This window comes from Cytophaga sp. (genome assembly GCF_051961495.1).
GTDB lineage: Bacteria > Bacteroidota > Bacteroidia > Cytophagales > Cytophagaceae > Cytophaga.
Genome location: NZ_JBQCDF010000152.1, coordinates 1 through 17765 on the forward strand (window position 1 = coordinate 1; position 17765 = coordinate 17765).

At 37.9% G+C, this 17765-nt stretch carries 17 protein-coding genes, 1 other RNA gene and 1 pseudogene; 12 read left to right on the forward strand and 7 right to left on the reverse strand.

Annotated features, from left to right (window positions below; all coding sequences use genetic code 11):
• Nucleotides 1–1461: pseudogene (locus ACTHJT_RS07740) on the reverse strand (gliding motility-associated C-terminal domain-containing protein); the annotation flags it as partial.
• Between the two features lie 525 nt (nt 1462–1986).
• Here ACTHJT_RS07740 and ffs point away from each other — a divergent pair.
• From ffs to ACTHJT_RS07775, 7 genes are all read left to right on the forward strand, one after another.
• Nucleotides 1987–2080, forward strand: an RNA gene (gene ffs, locus ACTHJT_RS07745) — signal recognition particle sRNA small type.
• Nucleotides 2081–2230: 150 nt separating this feature from the next.
• The gene (gene fsa, locus ACTHJT_RS07750; protein WP_440237430.1) at nt 2231–2887 is read left to right on the forward strand and encodes a fructose-6-phosphate aldolase; all 657 of its coding nucleotides are present in this window, start codon (nt 2231–2233) and stop codon (nt 2885–2887) included.
• A 120-nt stretch (nt 2888–3007) separates the two neighbouring features.
• Complete coding sequence (locus tag ACTHJT_RS07755) at nt 3008–3214, forward strand: fructose-6-phosphate aldolase (RefSeq protein ID WP_440237446.1); 207 nt, start codon at nt 3008–3010, stop codon at nt 3212–3214.
• An 8-nt stretch (nt 3215–3222) separates the two neighbouring features.
• The gene (locus ACTHJT_RS07760) at nt 3223–3912 is read left to right on the forward strand and encodes a cell division ATP-binding protein FtsE (RefSeq protein WP_440237431.1); all 690 of its coding nucleotides are present in this window, start codon (nt 3223–3225) and stop codon (nt 3910–3912) included.
• On the forward strand, nt 3912–4814 hold the full coding sequence (locus ACTHJT_RS07765) for a glycosyltransferase family 2 protein (RefSeq protein ID WP_440237432.1): 903 nt from the start codon (nt 3912–3914) through the stop codon (nt 4812–4814). Before ACTHJT_RS07760 ends, ACTHJT_RS07765 begins: the two co-directional genes overlap by 1 nt.
• A 126-nt stretch (nt 4815–4940) precedes the next feature.
• Nucleotides 4941–5330 (forward strand): VOC family protein, encoded by a 390-nt coding sequence (locus ACTHJT_RS07770; RefSeq protein WP_440237433.1) that lies wholly within the window; start codon nt 4941–4943, stop codon nt 5328–5330.
• A 151-nt stretch (nt 5331–5481) separates the two neighbouring features.
• A complete protein-coding gene (locus tag ACTHJT_RS07775) occupies nt 5482–5667 on the forward strand; it encodes a hypothetical protein (RefSeq protein WP_440237434.1) in 186 nt (61 codons plus the stop codon).
• A gap of 167 nt (nt 5668–5834) precedes the next feature.
• Here the strand turns inward: ACTHJT_RS07775 and ACTHJT_RS07780 are convergent, their stop codons facing one another.
• Entirely contained in the window at nt 5835–7259 is a 1425-nt protein-coding gene (locus tag ACTHJT_RS07780) for a CCA tRNA nucleotidyltransferase (protein WP_440237435.1), read from the reverse strand.
• A gap of 287 nt (nt 7260–7546) precedes the next feature.
• Between ACTHJT_RS07780 and ACTHJT_RS07785 the strand changes: the two genes are divergently transcribed.
• Nucleotides 7547–9166: a CTP synthase gene (locus tag ACTHJT_RS07785; RefSeq protein ID WP_440237436.1), complete on the forward strand. Its 1620-nt coding sequence runs from the start codon at nt 7547–7549 to the stop codon at nt 9164–9166.
• A 179-nt stretch (nt 9167–9345) separates the two neighbouring features.
• Here the strand turns inward: ACTHJT_RS07785 and ACTHJT_RS07790 are convergent, their stop codons facing one another.
• A complete protein-coding gene (locus tag ACTHJT_RS07790) occupies nt 9346–10074 on the reverse strand; it encodes a porin family protein (RefSeq protein ID WP_440237437.1) in 729 nt (242 codons plus the stop codon).
• Nucleotides 10075–10345: 271 nt separating this feature from the next.
• Here ACTHJT_RS07790 and ACTHJT_RS07795 point away from each other — a divergent pair, with 271 nt between their 5' ends.
• Together ACTHJT_RS07795 and ACTHJT_RS07800 are read left to right on the forward strand one after the other, a co-directional pair.
• A complete protein-coding gene (locus tag ACTHJT_RS07795; protein WP_440237438.1) occupies nt 10346–11047 on the forward strand; it encodes an SMUG2 DNA glycosylase family protein in 702 nt (233 codons plus the stop codon).
• A gap of 65 nt (nt 11048–11112) precedes the next feature.
• The gene (locus tag ACTHJT_RS07800; RefSeq protein ID WP_440237439.1) at nt 11113–12519 is read left to right on the forward strand and encodes a hypothetical protein; all 1407 of its coding nucleotides are present in this window, start codon (nt 11113–11115) and stop codon (nt 12517–12519) included.
• 58 nt (nt 12520–12577) lie between these two features.
• Here the strand turns inward: ACTHJT_RS07800 and ACTHJT_RS07805 are convergent, their stop codons facing one another.
• The 3 genes from ACTHJT_RS07805 to ACTHJT_RS07815 form a co-directional block, all read right to left on the reverse strand.
• Nucleotides 12578–13012, reverse strand: coding sequence for an SRPBCC family protein (locus ACTHJT_RS07805; protein WP_440237440.1), 435 nt, complete (start codon nt 13010–13012; stop codon nt 12578–12580).
• A 110-nt stretch (nt 13013–13122) separates the two neighbouring features.
• Entirely contained in the window at nt 13123–15075 is a 1953-nt protein-coding gene (locus tag ACTHJT_RS07810) for a sensor histidine kinase (RefSeq protein ID WP_440237441.1), read from the reverse strand.
• Between the two features lie 275 nt (nt 15076–15350).
• Nucleotides 15351–16088 (reverse strand): porin family protein, encoded by a 738-nt coding sequence (locus ACTHJT_RS07815; protein WP_440237442.1) that lies wholly within the window; start codon nt 16086–16088, stop codon nt 15351–15353.
• A 182-nt stretch (nt 16089–16270) separates the two neighbouring features.
• Here ACTHJT_RS07815 and ACTHJT_RS07820 point away from each other — a divergent pair, with 182 nt between their 5' ends.
• Complete coding sequence (locus ACTHJT_RS07820; protein ID WP_440237443.1) at nt 16271–16711, forward strand: hypothetical protein; 441 nt, start codon at nt 16271–16273, stop codon at nt 16709–16711.
• Nucleotides 16712–16836: 125 nt separating this feature from the next.
• Nucleotides 16837–17190: a hypothetical protein gene (locus tag ACTHJT_RS07825; protein WP_440237444.1), complete on the forward strand. Its 354-nt coding sequence runs from the start codon at nt 16837–16839 to the stop codon at nt 17188–17190.
• Between the two features lie 375 nt (nt 17191–17565).
• Here the strand turns inward: ACTHJT_RS07825 and ACTHJT_RS07830 are convergent.
• On the reverse strand, nt 17566–17765 hold a 200-nt coding region (locus ACTHJT_RS07830; protein WP_440237445.1), incomplete at its 5' end, for a hypothetical protein.

Here is a 17765-nt window from a genome sequence, read left to right on the forward strand (position 1 = left end):
TGTTACAACCAGCGGATTCGTTGTTGAACCGTTCGACCAGGTATAGGTACCACCGGTAAAGCCAGTTGTAGCAGCCGTTAAGCTTACCGAACCGCCATCACAGAAGGTCAACGGACCGCCCGCTGTAACCGTCGGCTGCGGTGGGATCGGATTCACTGTAAATACAAACCCTGCCATGTTTTGTGCAGAACAATCTGCAGGTTTAATCGTGTTTGCTACAACAACAAAATAGGTTGCAGCATCTGAAACAGTTAATGTATTTACATTTGTATTGGTAATTACCAGGTTGGCACTTACGACACTATTCTTATACCAACTATATGTGTACGTATCCCCTGCTTTCAAGCCTGTAGCATTTGCTGTTAATACCGTTGATGATCCCGCGCATACATTATTTACAGGAGCTGTTATTGTTACAGATGTTGGAGCCACACACAAGGGCGTGCACAGCTTCCTTTCACTGCTACAGTTACAGTCTGCAACTGCCTGCCCTAATTGGGCTGCTGTAGCGGCAGGTCCGCAATATTTTATTTTGGAAGAACTCGACAATGGTGCATTCCATGAACCTACAGAAGCCACTTTAAATAAAGCACATTGCCCTGCAAGAATACTATCACCGCTGAATAAATTCGGAGCATTCGTTGTTTCCAATGCACCGGTTGCAATAATTTGAGAACCTTCATTCGGATAAATCGGACCTGCAGTAGCATTTACGGTAATGGTTGCAGCAGTGATCACACCTGCATTATACAATTTACCGCTGTTGATGATAAATTTTCCGCCGATCGTGATCGTAGATTCCCCACAGAAATTGGTAAGCGCATTGTTCCCGCTCTGAACGGTAAAATCACCGGAAGCAGTAACTGTTCCGTTGTTCAGTATGTATCCATCATTTTGAAGAATAATAGGACCAACAGCATTGAATGTTGAATTTTTACCAACAATAATTTGTCCTCCGCTGTTGGACGTAATTCCTGCTGTATTCATCGTTGAAGCTTCTTCTGCAATAAAAAATATTTTTTTTCCCGGACTCAGACCAGGAGTAATTTTTAATGATGCCCCGTTAGTAGTCCAAAATCTGGAAATACCATTCAACGTAGCACTCCCTGTTAACTCAGCACCCGTATTATGAGCAATAAACGAGAATGTATCTGCTTCCGATACCAGAGTATTGATTTTGGTGTTATCTGCAAAACTTTCAATCGTATTATTCAGAGCTGTTGTTCCGATTTGAACATTGACCAATTGAACATTGGGAGCACAAATTTTTACAGTAACATTTTTAAAATTAGATACCACTGTAAAAAATGATCCGCCGGTAATACAGATAACCTGATTATCCGCCGTAGCAGTAATAGCAGCATTAGCCGTATAAGAAACTGCGCAGGAAGTACATTGAGCGTTTGCCTGCCATGCAGCAAACAATCCCAACATTAAGGCATATAGGAAATTTCTGACCATAAAGATTTAAAATTGTAAAAAGTTAGAAAAATTCAATTTCTAGCACACCACATAATGCAAAATTAATTCATTCACAAGCATTTATAAAATATTAACGATCAATTTAATTGTACATTTAAGATGTTATTTTAAACTATTGCAAGAATTTTATAATCAATTCAAAAAGTTATATTTTTCAACATCTTTTCCTGCTTTCTAGCTGGCGACTCCAGGAGTTTTTTAAAATCAGTTTACAAATAAATATTAGCCGTGACTGGAAATCCATATCAAACTACTCACTGGATTTATTGGTCTCTTTTCTAAATATTGAATATAAGCAAAAGGCGAAAAAGTAAATTATAACTTGTTAAAAACCAATTTAATTACCTGAATATTTTTCCTGCTATGGTTTCATCATCACCTGAGATAATCGTTTATCATTAATCACGTTGCATGTGCGGCATTTCAACACATAGCAGTCCAGTTCAAACAACTTCATTTATAACGTAATTTTGCATCCTAAATTAATTTGCTTACATTTGTATCGGCAGACTGGTACGACCAGCTCCTGTGAACCTCCCCAGGTCCGGAAGGAAGCAAGGATAAATGGTTGTAGCGGTGCGATATTCAGTTTGCCTTTTTATTTTTTCCTCTTCTTAATTTCAATTTCTGTAGTTATCTTTCCTGAATGATTAAGTGAATAACAGATTCTTATACTGTTAAAACGTTTTGTTTTAAATCACGTAAGCATTTATTAAAACAACTGGATACATTAAAATAAATCTACTTTATGAAATTCTTTATCGACACAGCCAATCTTAATGAGATCAGAGAAGCACAAGAGCTTGGCATTTTAGACGGTGTAACGACGAACCCTTCTCTTATGGCCAAAGAAGGTATCTCCGGAAAAAATAATGTATTCAAACACTATAAAGCAATCTGCGATATTGTTGACGGCGACGTAAGTGCTGAAGTAATTGCCACCGATTATAAAGGTATTATTGAAGAAGGTGAAGAACTGATCACCATTGATCCGAAGATCGTGGTAAAAGTTCCGATGATAAAAGATGGTATCAAAGCCATTAAATATTTCTCTCAGAAAGGTATCCGCACAAACTGCACGTTGGTGTTCTCTCCGGGACAAGCTTTGCTTGCTGCAAAAGCGGGTGCAACCTATGTGTCTCCGTTCATTGGCCGTCTGGATGATATCTCCCAGGATGGCATGGAACTGATTGCACAGATCGTTGGCATTTATAGAAATTACGATTACCAGACAGAAGTACTTGCAGCTTCTGTACGTCATACCATGCACCTGATCAATTGTGCGGAAGTAGGCGCAGATGTTGTTACTTGTCCGCTGAATGTAATCACAGGCTTATTGAATCACCCACTTACAGATAGTGGCTTAGCGAAGTTTCTGGCTGACCATAAAAAAGTCAACGGTTAATTTCCTGTACAAAACATTGGTAATAGTCTTTCTATGAAGTAAATTCGTGGAAAGACTATTTATTTTCTGGATATTCATATGGAAGAAGAGATTTTCGTTCAAACCCCTTTTGGATCTGATATGTTTATTATCAAAGTAAAAGGGAAAGCGAAGATTCCTGATTACATTCAGCTCCGGGATGAGAAGATGGTGCTGATTGCTTATTTCAGAGCAGACAGGCCTTTAAAAATGGTTAAGAAACTTGGCCTTGAAGGCAGAGAAGATGAGTTTCTGCAATTGATCCAGGATTTACCTTTTGGCAAATTACAAAAGTTCGCATTAGTATAAAGTAAGATATGACACAGTCAGACGAACCTGTATTAGAATTAACAAACGCTGATATTTTTCAGGAAGACCAGTTGATATTGGATGATGTTTCATTCAGAATCAACAAAGGTGAATTTGTTTACCTGATCGGCCGCACAGGCTGTGGCAAGTCTTCTCTGCTGAAAACCCTTTATGCCGATCTTTCTCAACCTAAAGGAAAAGTTACGGTTGCAGGCTTTGCCGTTGAAAATATAAAACGAAAAAAAATTCCTTTCTTACGAAGAAAGCTGGGCATTATCTTTCAGGACTTTCAATTATTGAACGACCGCTCTGTTGCTGACAATTTGATCTTTGTCATGAAAGCTACAGGATGGAAAGATTCAGCCAAGATCAAGAACCGTCTGAACGATGTATTGATGCGTGTAGGCTTAACTAGTTCCATGAATAAAATGCCGCATCAATTGTCCGGCGGAGAACAGCAGCGTGTTGTAATTGCGCGTGCCTTACTGAATGAGCCGTTGATCCTGCTTGCTGATGAGCCCACAGGAAACCTGGATCCCGAAGTGGCAGAAGAAATTCTTAAACTATTTTTTGAAATCAACAGAAACGGAACAGCTGTATTGATGGCAACGCACAATCACCAGTTTTTATTAAAATACCCGGCACGTACGTTACGGGTTGCTGATAAAAAAGTGGTTGAACACGGGATGCATGCATAATGAAAGGCCTCTCGATCTTAATTCCGGTTCATGAATACAATCCTGCTGAATTAATCCATGCGCTGCACAAGCAGTGTTCTTCTTTAGGTATAGTCTATGAAATCATCATTATTGACGATGCCAGCTGCACGTCATCTTATTTAAGCTGGAAGCCAGACTTCGATAAAGTTCTTAACCTGCATATCTACCGGCTTGAAAACAACATTGGCCGTGCGGCGATCCGCAATGAACTAATTAAAAAATCTTCATTCGACTGGTTGTTATTTCTGGATGCAGATACCATACCCTGCACAGAAACTTTTTTAAAAAACTATCTTCCTTTCCTCTCCATAACAAATACATGTGTATGTGGAGGAACAGCTTATGCTCAACACGCGCCCGCTCCGGATCAACAATTGAGATGGATCTATGGCCGGAAACGTGAAGAGATTGCTGCAGAAAAAAGAAACAAAAATCCATTCGATACATTCACATTAAATAATTTATTGATCCGTAAGGAAGTTCTGTTACAATTTCCGCTGGATAATTCCATACAAAAATATGGTCATGAAGATACCTTGCTCGGCATGACCTTAGCGTCTAATGGACTTACCATCATTCATATTGACAATTTTGTTTACCACGAAGGATTAGATAACAACGAAGTTTTTTTAGGAAAAATAAAACAGTCAATCGAAACACTGGTAGAACTGTACAGCCAAAACAAACTTCCTTCCAGAACGAAATTAATAAAACTTCACAACAGGTTGGCAGCATTCAAACTCAACAAATTTGTTGCCTATTGTATCAAGCCGTTTATTCCTGCCATTGAAAAAAATCTGCTCGGCCCTGCTCCTTCCTTGTTCTATATGGACTTACTGAAATTATGGTACTTTGAAGAGTGTCTGAAGTCTAAACTATGATTCTTCTGATTTAGTTGATTCAAATGATTAAAAATGATTTACGCTCTCATTAAACATGGCAAAGACGACCATTGATTCAAATATTTTTTAATTCATAATTTATAACTCATAATTCATAATTGTTCCATGTTACAATTAAAAAACGTACACCACATCGCTATCATCTGTTCGGATTATGAGCGTAGCAAAAAATTTTACACCGAAGTTTTGGGTTGTACTATTGTGCTTGAAACATTCCGGGCTGAGCGCAATTCCTACAAACTGGACCTGGCTATAAACGGAACATACATTATTGAATTATTTTCCTTCCCCAATCCACCTGTACGCCCGAGCCGTCCGGAGTCATGCGGATTGAGACACCTGGCCTTTTCCGTTGATAATATTGAAAACTCAATTGAATATTTAAAAAGTAAAGAAGTAACCTGCGAACCGATTCGTATAGATACTTTAACCAATAAGCGCTTCACCTTCTTTGCTGATCCGGATGGATTACCACTGGAGCTGTATGAGAGTTAATGCGTAATGCTGAATGCAGCATAAATTCCATCCGGCACGGCGGAAACAAACAACAATTCGCCGCGGCGAACCAAACAGCAGAAAATTTCACAACATGTGTCATTAAAATAATTACTATCTTTAATAACTTTCAACATACACAGATAAAACGATGAGTTACATTGATATTTTTATTCCATTTTCAGCAGGCATCATCCTGTTTCTTTTTCCAGACATTCTTATAAAGAAACAGGATGCAGAATATGAAAAGAAAAAATCCATATTCAAGAAAGGCGGCATGGTGCTGCTGGGTGTTTCGGCTCTTTATTTGCTGGTTTTATTATTAAGTTCTAGATGAAATTCCAAATAACAAAAAACAAATTCCAAACTGCCAATAATTTCCCAAATACAAATCTTTAAATATTTTAAAAAATATCTTTGCTGTAATAATTACCAATCGCTTTCCGATTCTTTTGGAATTTGTTTTTTGTTATTTGGAATTTATAGCTAAGCAAGCCTTTGACGTTAAGCTTTAGGTTTTACCAAACCGTACTTCCTTTCCGCTAGCGCTACCATAAACGGAAACAGCGAATCATATTCGTTTACAACATCGCCTTCAAGAATTGCTTCGGTAAGATCTGCTTTTATATCTCCGATTACTTTTCCCGGCTTGAGATCAAAAGTTCTCATAATATCCTCGCCGCTAACCACCGGCTGGAACAAACGCTGCTGGTCTTTCTCTTCTACTTCAACCACCTTGCGTTCCACCTTATCAAAATTCTCCAGATAGCGCTTTACCTTGTTGTTGTTCTTTGAAGTCACATCAGCGCGGCACAGGATCATCAGATCGGAAAAATGCTCTCCGGCTTCAAACATTAAACGACGTACGGCTGAATCTGTCACTTCGTCTTTCACCAATGAAATAGGCCGTAAATGCAGGCGGACCAATTTGGCCACCATGTCCATTTTTTCATTCAGCGGCAAGCGCAGCTTTCTGAAAATGCCCGGTACCATTCGCGCCCCTTTATCTTCGTGGCCGTGGAAAGTCCAGCCGATACGATCCACAAAACGTTTTGTGAGCGGCTTTGCAATATCGTGCAAAATAGCTGCCCAACGCAGCCACAGGTCGTCAGACACTTTCGCGACATTATCCAGTACCTGTAAGGTATGATAGAAATTATCCTTGTGCGATTTATTATCGATCGATTCAACTCCCTGCAAAGCCACAAATTCGGGGAAAATATCTTTCAGGACACCCGAAATATATAACAGTTTAAATCCATAGGAAGGTGTTTGCGCCAGGATGATCTTATTCAATTCCTGGGAAATACGTTCCATGGAAACAATCTTCAGGCGGTCTTTATTGGCCGTAATGGCATGGAAGGTTGTCGGCTCTATATCAAAGTTCAGTTGTGTGGCAAAACGGATCGCGCGGATCATCCGCAAAGGATCATCTGAAAAGGTTACTAACGCGTCCTGAGGTGTTTTAATGATTTTGCGTTTGATATCTCCAACCCCGTCAAACGGGTCTACCAGCTCACCAAAACGGCTTTTAGTAAGACAAATGGCAAGCGCATTGATAGTAAAATCACGACGCAGCTGGTCGTCCTGCAGGGTACCGCTCTCTACCGTAGGTTTACGTGAGTTAAAATCATACGATTCCTTACGGGCGCCCACAAATTCCAGCTCTACATCACCGGCATTGATCATAGCCGTACCGAAATTCTTAAAAACGTGCACGGCAGTATTGCTACCCATTTTCGCCGCTACATGTTGTGCCAGCTCAATGCCACTACCCAGACAAACAAAATCAATATCCTTGTTCTCGCGGCCCATGATCAGATCGCGCACATACCCACCTACAATATAGGTCTCCAGCCCACATTCATCTGCAGCAGCAGCTACCACCCGTATATGAATATTATTCTCAATCGACGCTTTCAGATTCATACTGCAAAACACGCTATATAAATTACCAATTGCAACTCAGTTTATCATTCCTCGTTGTCTCAACCACTTATCCATCTGATTATATGATAAAAATGATATTCAACGATCGATGGAATCGATTCAAAATGCTTGAAATTGTACTTTCAGCGTTCATAATTCATAATTCATAATTTATATTTAGTGCCCGTGTAAAGAAATTGTACAATTCCGTCCCTTTTCTTATCCCCATTTTTAGAAAAATCAGCAGTTTTAGTTAACTTTGTATCCCGTAAGTCTAAAACGGGATTATGTCTGCAACTAAATATATTTTCGTAACCGGCGGGGTTACTTCATCACTCGGAAAAGGCATTGTAGCCGCTTCTCTCGCCAAACTTCTTCAATCAAGAGGTTTCTCTGTCACCATCCAAAAGTTTGATCCGTATCTGAACATCGATCCGGGAACCCTGAATCCCTATGAGCATGGCGAATGTTATGTAACGGACGACGGAGCAGAGACCGATCTGGATCTTGGCCATTACGAACGTTTCTTAGGCACGCCTACTTCACAGGGCAACAACATTACTACGGGTAGAATTTATAATACCGTTATTACCAAAGAACGCCAGGGTGCATTCTTAGGCAAGACGGTACAGGTGGTACCACACATTACCGATGAGATCAAGCGCAACATCCAGTTGCTGGGCGAGTCAGGCAAATATGACATTGTAATCACTGAAATCGGTGGCTGCGTAGGTGATATTGAATCTCTGCCTTTCCTGGAAGCGGTACGTCAGTTCCGTTGGGAAATGGGCCCTACAGACACCCTTGTGATTCACTTGACATTGATTCCGTATTTGAACGCGGCAAAAGAATTAAAAACTAAACCTACACAACACTCGGTTAAACAATTATCTGAAACAGGTATTCACCCGGACATTCTTGTATGCCGTACAGAACATCCGTTACCTGCTGAACTGCGTAAAAAAGTTGCTTTATTCTGTAACGTAAACATCAATTCTGTGATCGAATCGATCGATGCTGAAACAATCTATGATGTACCGTTGCTGATGAAAAAAGAAAAGCTCGACGAACGTGTATTGGCAAAATTAAAGCTGCCCAACAAGAACGAGCCCGACCTGGAAAGCTGGAAAGTTTTTTTAGGTAAACTGAAGAATCCATTGTCAGAAGTGAACATTGCCCTTGTAGGTAAATATGTAGAACTTCCGGATGCTTATAAATCCATCTCTGAAGCCTTCATCCACGCAGGCGCCATGAATGAATGCAAAGTAAAGATACGTTGGATTTCTTCTGAGCAATTGCAGAAAGATAACCTGCAGCACAACCTGGCTTTTGCCGATGGTATCCTGGTTGCTCCTGGTTTCGGCGAACGCGGATTGGAAGGCAAGATCGCTGCGGTACAATACGCACGCGAGAACAATATTCCGTTCTTCGGAATCTGTTTGGGTATGCAGTGTGCTGTGATTGAATTTGCACGTAACGTGCTGCACTTAAAAGATGCCAACTCTACGGAGATGAATAAAGACACGGCGAACCCGGTGATCAATATGATGGAATCCCAGAAGAATATTACCATGAAAGGTGGTACGATGCGTTTAGGTGCTTATCCATGTGAGCTTACGAAAGGTTCCAAAGCATACGCAATCTATGGCAAGTCCAAGATTATGGAGCGTCACCGTCACCGTTATGAGTTCAACAACAAATACCTGAAGCAATACGAAAAAGAAGGCATGCTGGCAACAGGGATCAACCCGGAAACAAAACTGGTTGAAATCGTAGAATTGAGAGACCACCCATTCTTCATCGGTAGTCAGTTCCACCCGGAATTGAAAAGTACGGTAGAGAATCCGCATCCGATCTTTGTAAAGTTTGTGAAAGCAGCAAACGAATTTTCAAAAGGAAAAAAATAAGAATTTGATAACACAGAATCCAGTACCAGTCTTTATCCGCCACGGCGGAGGTGCTGATAAGAGACAATAAAAAAGACTCACGCTGAAAAGTGTGAGTCTTTTTTATTGTTTAATTCTTGTCGTTATACTTCCAAGGTTTTAAAAACCTTGGAAGTATCTTATATAAAATTCAAGCACGATTATTCATCATCCGTATCACCGAAGAAATACGTTAGACCAATGGTGAAGCCATAATTCTTTGAAACAACATCACCTCTGTGTGCTTCCTGATCAGAGTTCGCGTAATGCGGTTGTGTATTGGTTAAGCCCATATGATACTGGCCGGTAAATAATAATCCTTTAATCTGATAACCGATACCATAATTGATCCCCCAAGCCATTTGATTGAAATATCCGGTATCGCCATTGTTATCATCGGGTACTTTACCTGTTTGTAAGGAACCTGATTGTGAATACTGCGTGTTTACAAACAGACCGGAAGAATCTGCCTGGTAAGAATATTTACCGTTTAATCCAATGCTGAATTGCGGAGCAACGAAGATATTGAACTTACCCGGACCTGCATCAAATGTACCAACAAAGTTTAACGGAACAGATAAATAATTATACGTATTTTTTACGGTTCTGGTATTATTATCACCATCGCCGAATGAAGTTTCTCCGCCCATTACATTAAATAAAACTTCAGGTCTTACAGAAAAATAATCGGATGTTTTAAGATTGATGGCAACACCTGCCTGATAACCAACTTTTGCAGTCTTGGAATTTTCTTGAGTACCTGCATAATCACCTGAAAATTTATAATTTTCATAATTCACATTCAATCCCAATTTAGGACCAATGGTCACTTGTGCCTGAAGCGCAGTAGCTATCAGAAGAAGACAAAAACTTAACTGTACTTTTTTCATATGACTTGTTTTTTAGATGAGAAAAACGCATGGTGTATAGTACGTGCAGCCATAGCTATTCTATCAGGCTTACATTGCACACATACATGCGTGTTGTTTTATAAGTCAAAGCTAAAAAGCAAGCATCAGGAGTTTGTTGCAGATTTTTTGAAATTCGTTATATGTTTTTCGTTATAAAGTTTTATGAGAACAGCATATCTTTCGTTAAACAACGTTTCCATTACTATTCACAGATACAACATAATTCCTGAGTTATTTTTATATTTATATCATGCTAACCTTCGCAGACAAAGCCATTCTTTTCAATAAAGCATTGAATTATACAGGAGCTCCCCTGCCTGCCGGAATTCGAATCATGAATCCGTTCAAGGAATCAATACAAGCGTTAGCGTTAACAGAAATATTCTATAAGAAATATTATAACGACCATCATCAACGTCACCTAATCCTGGGGATCAATCCCGGCAGGTTTGGTGCAGGTTTAACAGGCATTCCCTTTACAGATCCCAAACGACTGGTAAGCGTGTGTAACATCCCTTATACCGGCAAGGTAACACACGAACCTTCTTCTGTTTTTATCTATGACATGATTGCGGCTTACGGCGGACCGGAAAAATTCTATAAAGATTTTTACATCAATTCCCCTTTCCCGCTTGGCTTTACATCATCAAATTCAAAAGGCAAGGAAACCAATTATAATTACTATGATAGCAAAACCTTGCTGCATGCAGTATCAGGTTCTATCGTTGAAAACATCCGCACGCTGATTGGTATGGGAGTCAATACAGACATATGCTTTTGCCTGGGTACAGGAAAAAACGAACAGTTCTTGCGTAAACTAAATGCTGAATATCATTTCTTCAAAAAACTTGTTCCCCTGGAACATCCCAGATATATTATGCAGTACAAAAGTGCGCAGAAACAATTTTATATTGATAAGTATATCCAGTCATTTAAAGAAATTACTCAATGAAATGATATCATTATTCAATGATTCATTCAATAATAAAACCGAATAAGCACCATTTACAAGAAGACATGAAAACAAAACTTTTATTGTTCCTCTTCACATCGCTTCTATTATCCTGTACGGGAGAAAAAGATAAAAATTCAATCGTGGCGCAGGTCAAAAAAAATAATATCACTACTGCCTCCAATTCTACAACACTTGAACATGAGATTGCCAAACAACAGACTTTCACAATCAGTAATTCAACAGACACACTGATTGAAGGAGCCAAAGGCACATTGATTTTTATTCCGCGGGATGCGTTCGCCGGAGCACTACCTGATAAGCCGGTTAAAATAGAATTAAAAGAATATTATACCAAACAGGAATTCATCGCAGCCAACCTGACAACCACTTCAGATGGCCAACTGCTGGAAAGCGGCGGCATGATTCATATACGTGCCATGCAGGATGGTTCTGAGCTAACATTGAAAAAAGATATACCATTGCAGTTATATTTCCCCCGCAAACAAGACCGCAAAAATATGGAGCTATTTTCTGGCACACGTGATTCTTCCGGAATCATGAACTGGAAAAAACAAAAGCACGCTGCTGAAAAGATCAACGCACCGCAACCTGCTTCAACTTCAGAAAAACAAAAACAAGGGGCCTATATGATGCAGATTGAACCTTATGGAGGAGACATATCTGTACGTATTGCACAGCATGAAGATGATTCAACATTCTTTTTAAAAGGCAGGAAAGAGCGTTTACAACAATACATATATTCAAAAATTATCGCTGAACCTTCCATAGCTTCAGATTTCTTAAAACTGAATGGATTGTATAGACTTTTTTTTGACGTAAATAAAGATGGCAAAATAGTTAATGCCAGTATTGGTTTATATATCTTTTATGAGGGCCACAACATCAGGCAAACCCATGACAGCTTAATTTTAAGTAACGCGAAACCTGTCACAGATCATTTCTTTAAATATTTAACCGAAGCCCCAAAGGTATATGCAGGAATCAGCATATCCGGTCAGCAATTTGATACACAACAGGATTTTAATGTTTACTTCAACAAAAAGTATGAAAAATCTTCCCGGAAAAAAATTCAGCAAATAGACAAAGATGAAGTCAACTATTATGTCTTTCACTCAAACAGCACCGGCTGGCTGAACTGTGATGCTTTCGTTAAAATTGATCTTTCACAAAAAATAAGCATGGTGATAGAAAGTGCAGATACAACTGCCAATGTTTTTTTTATATATGAAGAACTGAACAGTGTTGTAAGAGAAAACAAACGTGATGGTAACCAGTTAACTTTTTCATCTATTCCTTTGAATAAAAAAGTTAAAGTATTTTCAATTGCAACCATTGATGGCAAAGACAAAATAAGCCTGCAACAGTTCACAACAAGTAAAAATCATACAAACATCAAACTTGAATATATTAATTTCGATCTTCAAAAAATAAACGCCTTTTTAAGATAAAAATATTGAGACATGATATAGGAATTGTTTGAACGGCAAAACAATTCCTATACCATGCTTACTTCTCCAGGAACTTCTTCAACCCATCCAGCATCATGCTCCAGTTTTCTTCTGAATGTTTCTGTTCTTCTTCTGTGTTATTATTATCCTGCGTCAGTTCTACTTCCACGCCAATGTGGAGCTCAAATTCAGATAAGGTAATGGTGACAATGTGATAGTTTTCCGGCAGGTCTGGCTTTCCGCTCAGCGGACTGTAATGCGAATACTGCAGCCTTTTTAACTTATCCAGTTGAAGAATTTCTCCTTTGTCCTCATAAGCCTTGCCTTTCCATTCTCCTTTCCATACAATAGAACTACCTTTTTCCCAGTCTGAAATGACATCGGTACCAAACATATACTGTTTGATCTTTTCCGGATCGACAAGTGCATCCCAAACCTTTTTAAGCGGTGCATGAATAATTTTCCGTGTGCGGGCAATGTATTTTGTTTCCATAGCTTACTCGTTATTCGTATCCTTAAAGCTACCGATTTTAAAAAGCCCGCGTTTACACGATTTCAAAATACGTTTACATAATTTCAAACATTTCGTTTGAGTGATATATATTACTTTGGAAGAGAAATAGTAAAGCGGGTGAATTCGTTTTCTTTCGAATCAATCTCTATATGTCCGTTCAGCCGGTCAACATGTTGCTTTACAATATAAAGACCCAGCCCTACCCCCGAAGGATTTACATTATTGGCACGATAAAACATCTGGAAAATATTTTTAAGATATTCCTCTTTGATTCCAATGCCATTATCTTCAAAAACGAGAATCTGCTGATCATCGGACTGGCGGAAGATAACAAGCAGAACATTTTCAGCTTTCGACTTATCCATGTATTTAATAGCATTTTCAATAATGTTTTGCACAATGGAAAACAAGGTAAACTGCTCGGATTGAATAATAGTATTTTCCGGTATTTGTATTTTGAAATCGATTTTCTTTATATCCGGGTACGCAACCAGATTTTCCTTTATACATTCATGAATCAATGTATAAATATTCACAGGCTCTATTTTGAGCTCTGTGCGGTTGTGTTCAGCAATCTGCAACAGAGAGTTTAATATCTGCTGTAAGCGTTTAGAAACAGCTCCGATATTTTCGAAATAAATATTTTTATTTCCCTCATCCCGTCGACCCAGATCACATAATCCATCAATGGATTTCAATGGACCTTTAATATCATGGGAAGCCCTGTACAACAACATATCCAGATCATCGCTTTTGGTCTTGATTAATTCCTCCTGGTATTTGATCATCTGTATATTCCGGATTACCTGCTCTTCAAGCATCTGCTTATTCAATGCGTCTGCTTTTAGTTTATTCAGTCTGTAAGCATTTGCAACTGCCAGTAATAAAGATTGAATAATAAGGGCATAATAAAGTGAATAAAATACATCTGTAGTACAATCGATAATATTCGCATGCCACAGTACGTTGATCAGATATCCGGCAAAGATTACAGCAAAGCTGACACTGAATAAAGTCGCCGTTTTATTTTTTTCAAAACGGGAGACAACGGAAAAAACTAAAACAAGCAGAGGCGCCGCGAGATCCAGCCACATTACCACCAACGGATAATTTTTATATAGCAATAAAAACGGCACACGAACAATAACAAATGTGATTATCAAAAACGTGAACGATCTGAAGCTTTTAAGTTCAAGAAAAAAACGACCATATAACAATGTCGAAACAGACAGAATAAAAAATAATGCATTCAGTGTATAATCAATCAGCCAGGGTGCGTCGGCAAATATATTAACAAGGGCTGTGGAATCTCTGTAACTCATATACAATCCCTGAATAAATATATATGCCGAATAAAATAAGTAAGCCTTATCACGCAAACTGAAATAAATACTTACATGATAGAAAGTCATCATGATTAATCCGCCATAAAAAAGGCCAAACAGATAAAATTCAAAAACACTTTTTGAAAAAAGGTCTTTATGTTCTACTAATGCAAAATCATACTGAGTTGCATTTTCATTCTTTAATTTTATATATACAATAACTGTATCATTTTTCGGAACAGGGAAATCAACCGTAAAATTTTTATGTCGTATTTCCTTTGTTGTTGAGTCGGGCGATGCGAAACGGTATTGCTTATGAAAAAGTTGTTTGGAATGTTGAAAGGTAAAAATATCAAGTGAATCTATGCTGTAATTATACGAAACAAAAAACCAATGATGGTTAATAGAAGAATGGTCGGTTAATATAAACTTTGCCCAATAGGTTGAAGAAGGATTTTTGTTCGACAAAAAATAGGTGCTATCATAACTGAACCGTTCAACTTGGATACTTTCAACAGATTTATGTGCATTGGTCTTATCTTCAAACACCTGAAACAGATCACTTCTTAAAGGGTAATATAACCGATCATTCCGTAATTCCAGTGTCTTCTGGGCTTGCAAGGTAAAAACTCCTATAAGGATTAATAAACCTGAAAGGAAAATCTTTTTAAGGAAATTCTTTTCTGTTAAATAATCACTCTTATAGATTTGTTTCATAGCAATAATAACGTACAACAAGATACCTATATTTTGGCAAACATGTCCATTTTAATTACTATGAACATACATTTCCCTTCCAAATGCTGTTAGATGTTATTGCTTTTATGCTCTATTTCCTTCGTCATGTGCTGGGCATCATATTTTCAGGAAATCCCCTATATCATACGTACACTGAAAGGAAGAAGTTATTTTATAAACCTGAATAAAAAAATTCCAGTCACAGAAAAATAGTAATTTCGCCATGACCGGAATCGTAACAAACTTTAGGGATCTTAAAACATCCAGGCTAAGCCAACATAACCACCGTATGTTTTTCTGGATGCACTTACAATGACATTATACGTTCCATCCTGGTTCGTTGATGAGTCCATATTTACAAGACCATAAAACCCTCTAAAGCCCAGATCAAGACGGAAACTATGACTTTTATTCAACGCGAATTCAAGTCCCGCACCATAAGCTACACCTACATCACCTTTTTTCAATGCCACTACTGCTTTTGCTGTATCAGAACCATTGCTGCCTGAAGTTTCTAAATTAGAACCTACATTGATTCCGAACTGCGGACCAGCAACAAAATTCAAATTAACAGGTGCAGCTTTATTTGTATTAAGAGATAACAACACAGGTATATTTAGATAGTTGATTGTCAAATCACGATTCAAACTTCCATCAGCATATTTCTGATTGATCTGGTAATAATTAATCTCTCCCTGTATGCCCAGGTTCTGAGTAAAATTAATTCCAAGCATGCCACCGAAACCATTACTCATCGTAAAGCTTCCTTCTACAACGCCGTTAGAAGAATTCATATCAATAGAAGAAAATGTTGGCATATAGCGTATACCAAATTCTATATGTTTTAATTCATCGTCATCTTCTGCTGATTTTTTTTCAACGTTTATGGAAGATACAGACGATGAATCTTTCCCTCCGGAAGTCTCTGCAAATAGCATTGTCGCGGTCAGAAAGAATAATGGAATGAATATTACGTGTTTTAGATTTTTCATAGCAAATATGTTTTAGGTTGATTGTCTTTATATTTCTGTATTCAAATTTGAATCATTAAAAAGAATATGAGATTACATCTTTATAATTTTGAATTACATTTTTTTCATATGCCATTGGATCACAATACAAACCATTTTCTTCACTTAAGCGTATGTATAGATTCATTTGTTGCTCAATTATTATGGAAGAAAATAATCGTGAAGAAGAATTTACCATGGCTGAAGCTATTACTCTTTCATCAATGCCAAATGAAATTGATTGCATGGATCTTGAAATTAATTCAGATGAATGTTTTGAAAACGCATACCGGATTGCAGAAAAATACCCGGAAATACTAATTGTTGAGGGTCTGATTCTGTTGCGGGATAAAGACAATGGATTTTTTGCGATACCTCATGTATGGAACAAATCAGGCGATTGCTATTTCGATGTTACGAATGAAAAAACCTGGGAGAAAAGAATAAAGAAAAACAATATTGAAAGCATTAATTACTTTCTTGTAAAACTTCACACGCTTGAGGCTCTAAAAGAAAAAGGTTATTTTGAATTTTGTTTCAGTACCACAGAAAACATTGCTGCTATAAAGGATTTTTTATTCAACCACAATCTCAGTAAAAATTAAATCTGAAGAAAAGCTATTTTATATTTCGTTTTATCCCCCTACATTTAATGCGGTTTCACTCTTTACGAAATAATAAAATGCACGCAGCTTCAAAAATATTTTTCATATCTGTACTTCTTATAGGAATGCACTCCTGTATCACACCCAAAGATGCCCGCGTACTGAAGAAAAACACCAAAGAATGGAGGGACGCACCTGCTGTGCTGGAAGCATATTCAGACTCACCATTTTCTGCTTCATTTTTAACACTACGCAAAAATAATAAATTTGAACGCGTTTCAAGCGGCATCATCCAATCTTTTCATGCAGGCAGCTGGACAATCAACCAGGATACAATTAAACTTTCCTATGTAGATAGCAAGCATACAATTGTAGAGAAGCAATATGTATTAATCGACAGAAAAACATCTACTCTGATCTTTGAAGGCGACTCTATTCCTGAGTATATGAGACTAAAAATCATGCTTAACGATCTGTAAAAAATATTACACTTAATACTCTTCAGGCATTTCTATTTTCAAATTCCTTAGTATTGCAAAAGACTGTTTGTTTAAAGGGCCTACTTAGTATAGTAATATTTCTACAAATAATATCACTCCTGTTACAAAGTTCCAACAACAGATAATTTCCGTCCTTGAATAACGTTACTGTGGTAATGATTTTATAAAGAATTCATAATTGTAATTGACGATTTAAAAAATTAAACATACATTTAAGCAAAATTCAAAGCATCTTTTTAAGTATTTCAGGTTACCTCTATACTGTAAATCCCATTAATACTAAAACTTTATCAACTTTTTAATTCTTTCAATGTTACGCATAAAAATTCTGGTCTTATTTTTTTTACTCTTATTTCAAGTAAAGGGGCAAAACTTAGTACCTAATTCAAGTTTTGAGAATACTTTCAGTCTCCCATGTTCCTGGATAATTCCACCAGCATCTACGTTCAGCAGTTTTATGATGAATTGGACGATGCCTTCTGACGGATCAAGCGACATATACAGTACATCGACCTCAACAAGCTGTTTTTCCAATTGCCTGTCAACCAGTTCCG

Bases quoted from the DNA above. Each gene is read 5' to 3' on its own strand.
- fsa (WP_440237430.1), top strand. From the start codon at position 2,231: ATGAAATTCTTTATCGACACAGCCAATCTTAATGAGATCAGAGAAGCA.
- ACTHJT_RS07755 (WP_440237446.1), top strand. From the start codon at position 3,008: ATGTTTATTATCAAAGTAAAAGGGAAAGCGAAGATTCCTGATTACATT.
- ACTHJT_RS07760 (WP_440237431.1), top strand. From the start codon at position 3,223: ATGACACAGTCAGACGAACCTGTATTAGAATTAACAAACGCTGATATT.
- ACTHJT_RS07765 (WP_440237432.1), top strand. From the start codon at position 3,912: ATGAAAGGCCTCTCGATCTTAATTCCGGTTCATGAATACAATCCTGCT.
- ACTHJT_RS07770 (WP_440237433.1), top strand. From the start codon at position 4,941: ATGTTACAATTAAAAAACGTACACCACATCGCTATCATCTGTTCGGAT.
- ACTHJT_RS07775 (WP_440237434.1), top strand. From the start codon at position 5,482: ATGAGTTACATTGATATTTTTATTCCATTTTCAGCAGGCATCATCCTG.
- ACTHJT_RS07780 (WP_440237435.1), bottom strand. From the start codon at position 7,259: ATGAATCTGAAAGCGTCGATTGAGAATAATATTCATATACGGGTGGTA.
- ACTHJT_RS07785 (WP_440237436.1), top strand. From the start codon at position 7,547: ATGTCTGCAACTAAATATATTTTCGTAACCGGCGGGGTTACTTCATCA.
- ACTHJT_RS07790 (WP_440237437.1), bottom strand. From the start codon at position 10,074: ATGAAAAAAGTACAGTTAAGTTTTTGTCTTCTTCTGATAGCTACTGCG.
- ACTHJT_RS07795 (WP_440237438.1), top strand. From the start codon at position 10,346: ATGCTAACCTTCGCAGACAAAGCCATTCTTTTCAATAAAGCATTGAAT.
- ACTHJT_RS07800 (WP_440237439.1), top strand. From the start codon at position 11,113: ATGAAAACAAAACTTTTATTGTTCCTCTTCACATCGCTTCTATTATCC.
- ACTHJT_RS07805 (WP_440237440.1), bottom strand. From the start codon at position 13,012: ATGGAAACAAAATACATTGCCCGCACACGGAAAATTATTCATGCACCG.
- ACTHJT_RS07810 (WP_440237441.1), bottom strand. From the start codon at position 15,075: ATGAAACAAATCTATAAGAGTGATTATTTAACAGAAAAGAATTTCCTT.
- ACTHJT_RS07815 (WP_440237442.1), bottom strand. From the start codon at position 16,088: ATGAAAAATCTAAAACACGTAATATTCATTCCATTATTCTTTCTGACC.
- ACTHJT_RS07820 (WP_440237443.1), top strand. From the start codon at position 16,271: ATGGAAGAAAATAATCGTGAAGAAGAATTTACCATGGCTGAAGCTATT.
- ACTHJT_RS07825 (WP_440237444.1), top strand. From the start codon at position 16,837: ATGCACTCCTGTATCACACCCAAAGATGCCCGCGTACTGAAGAAAAAC.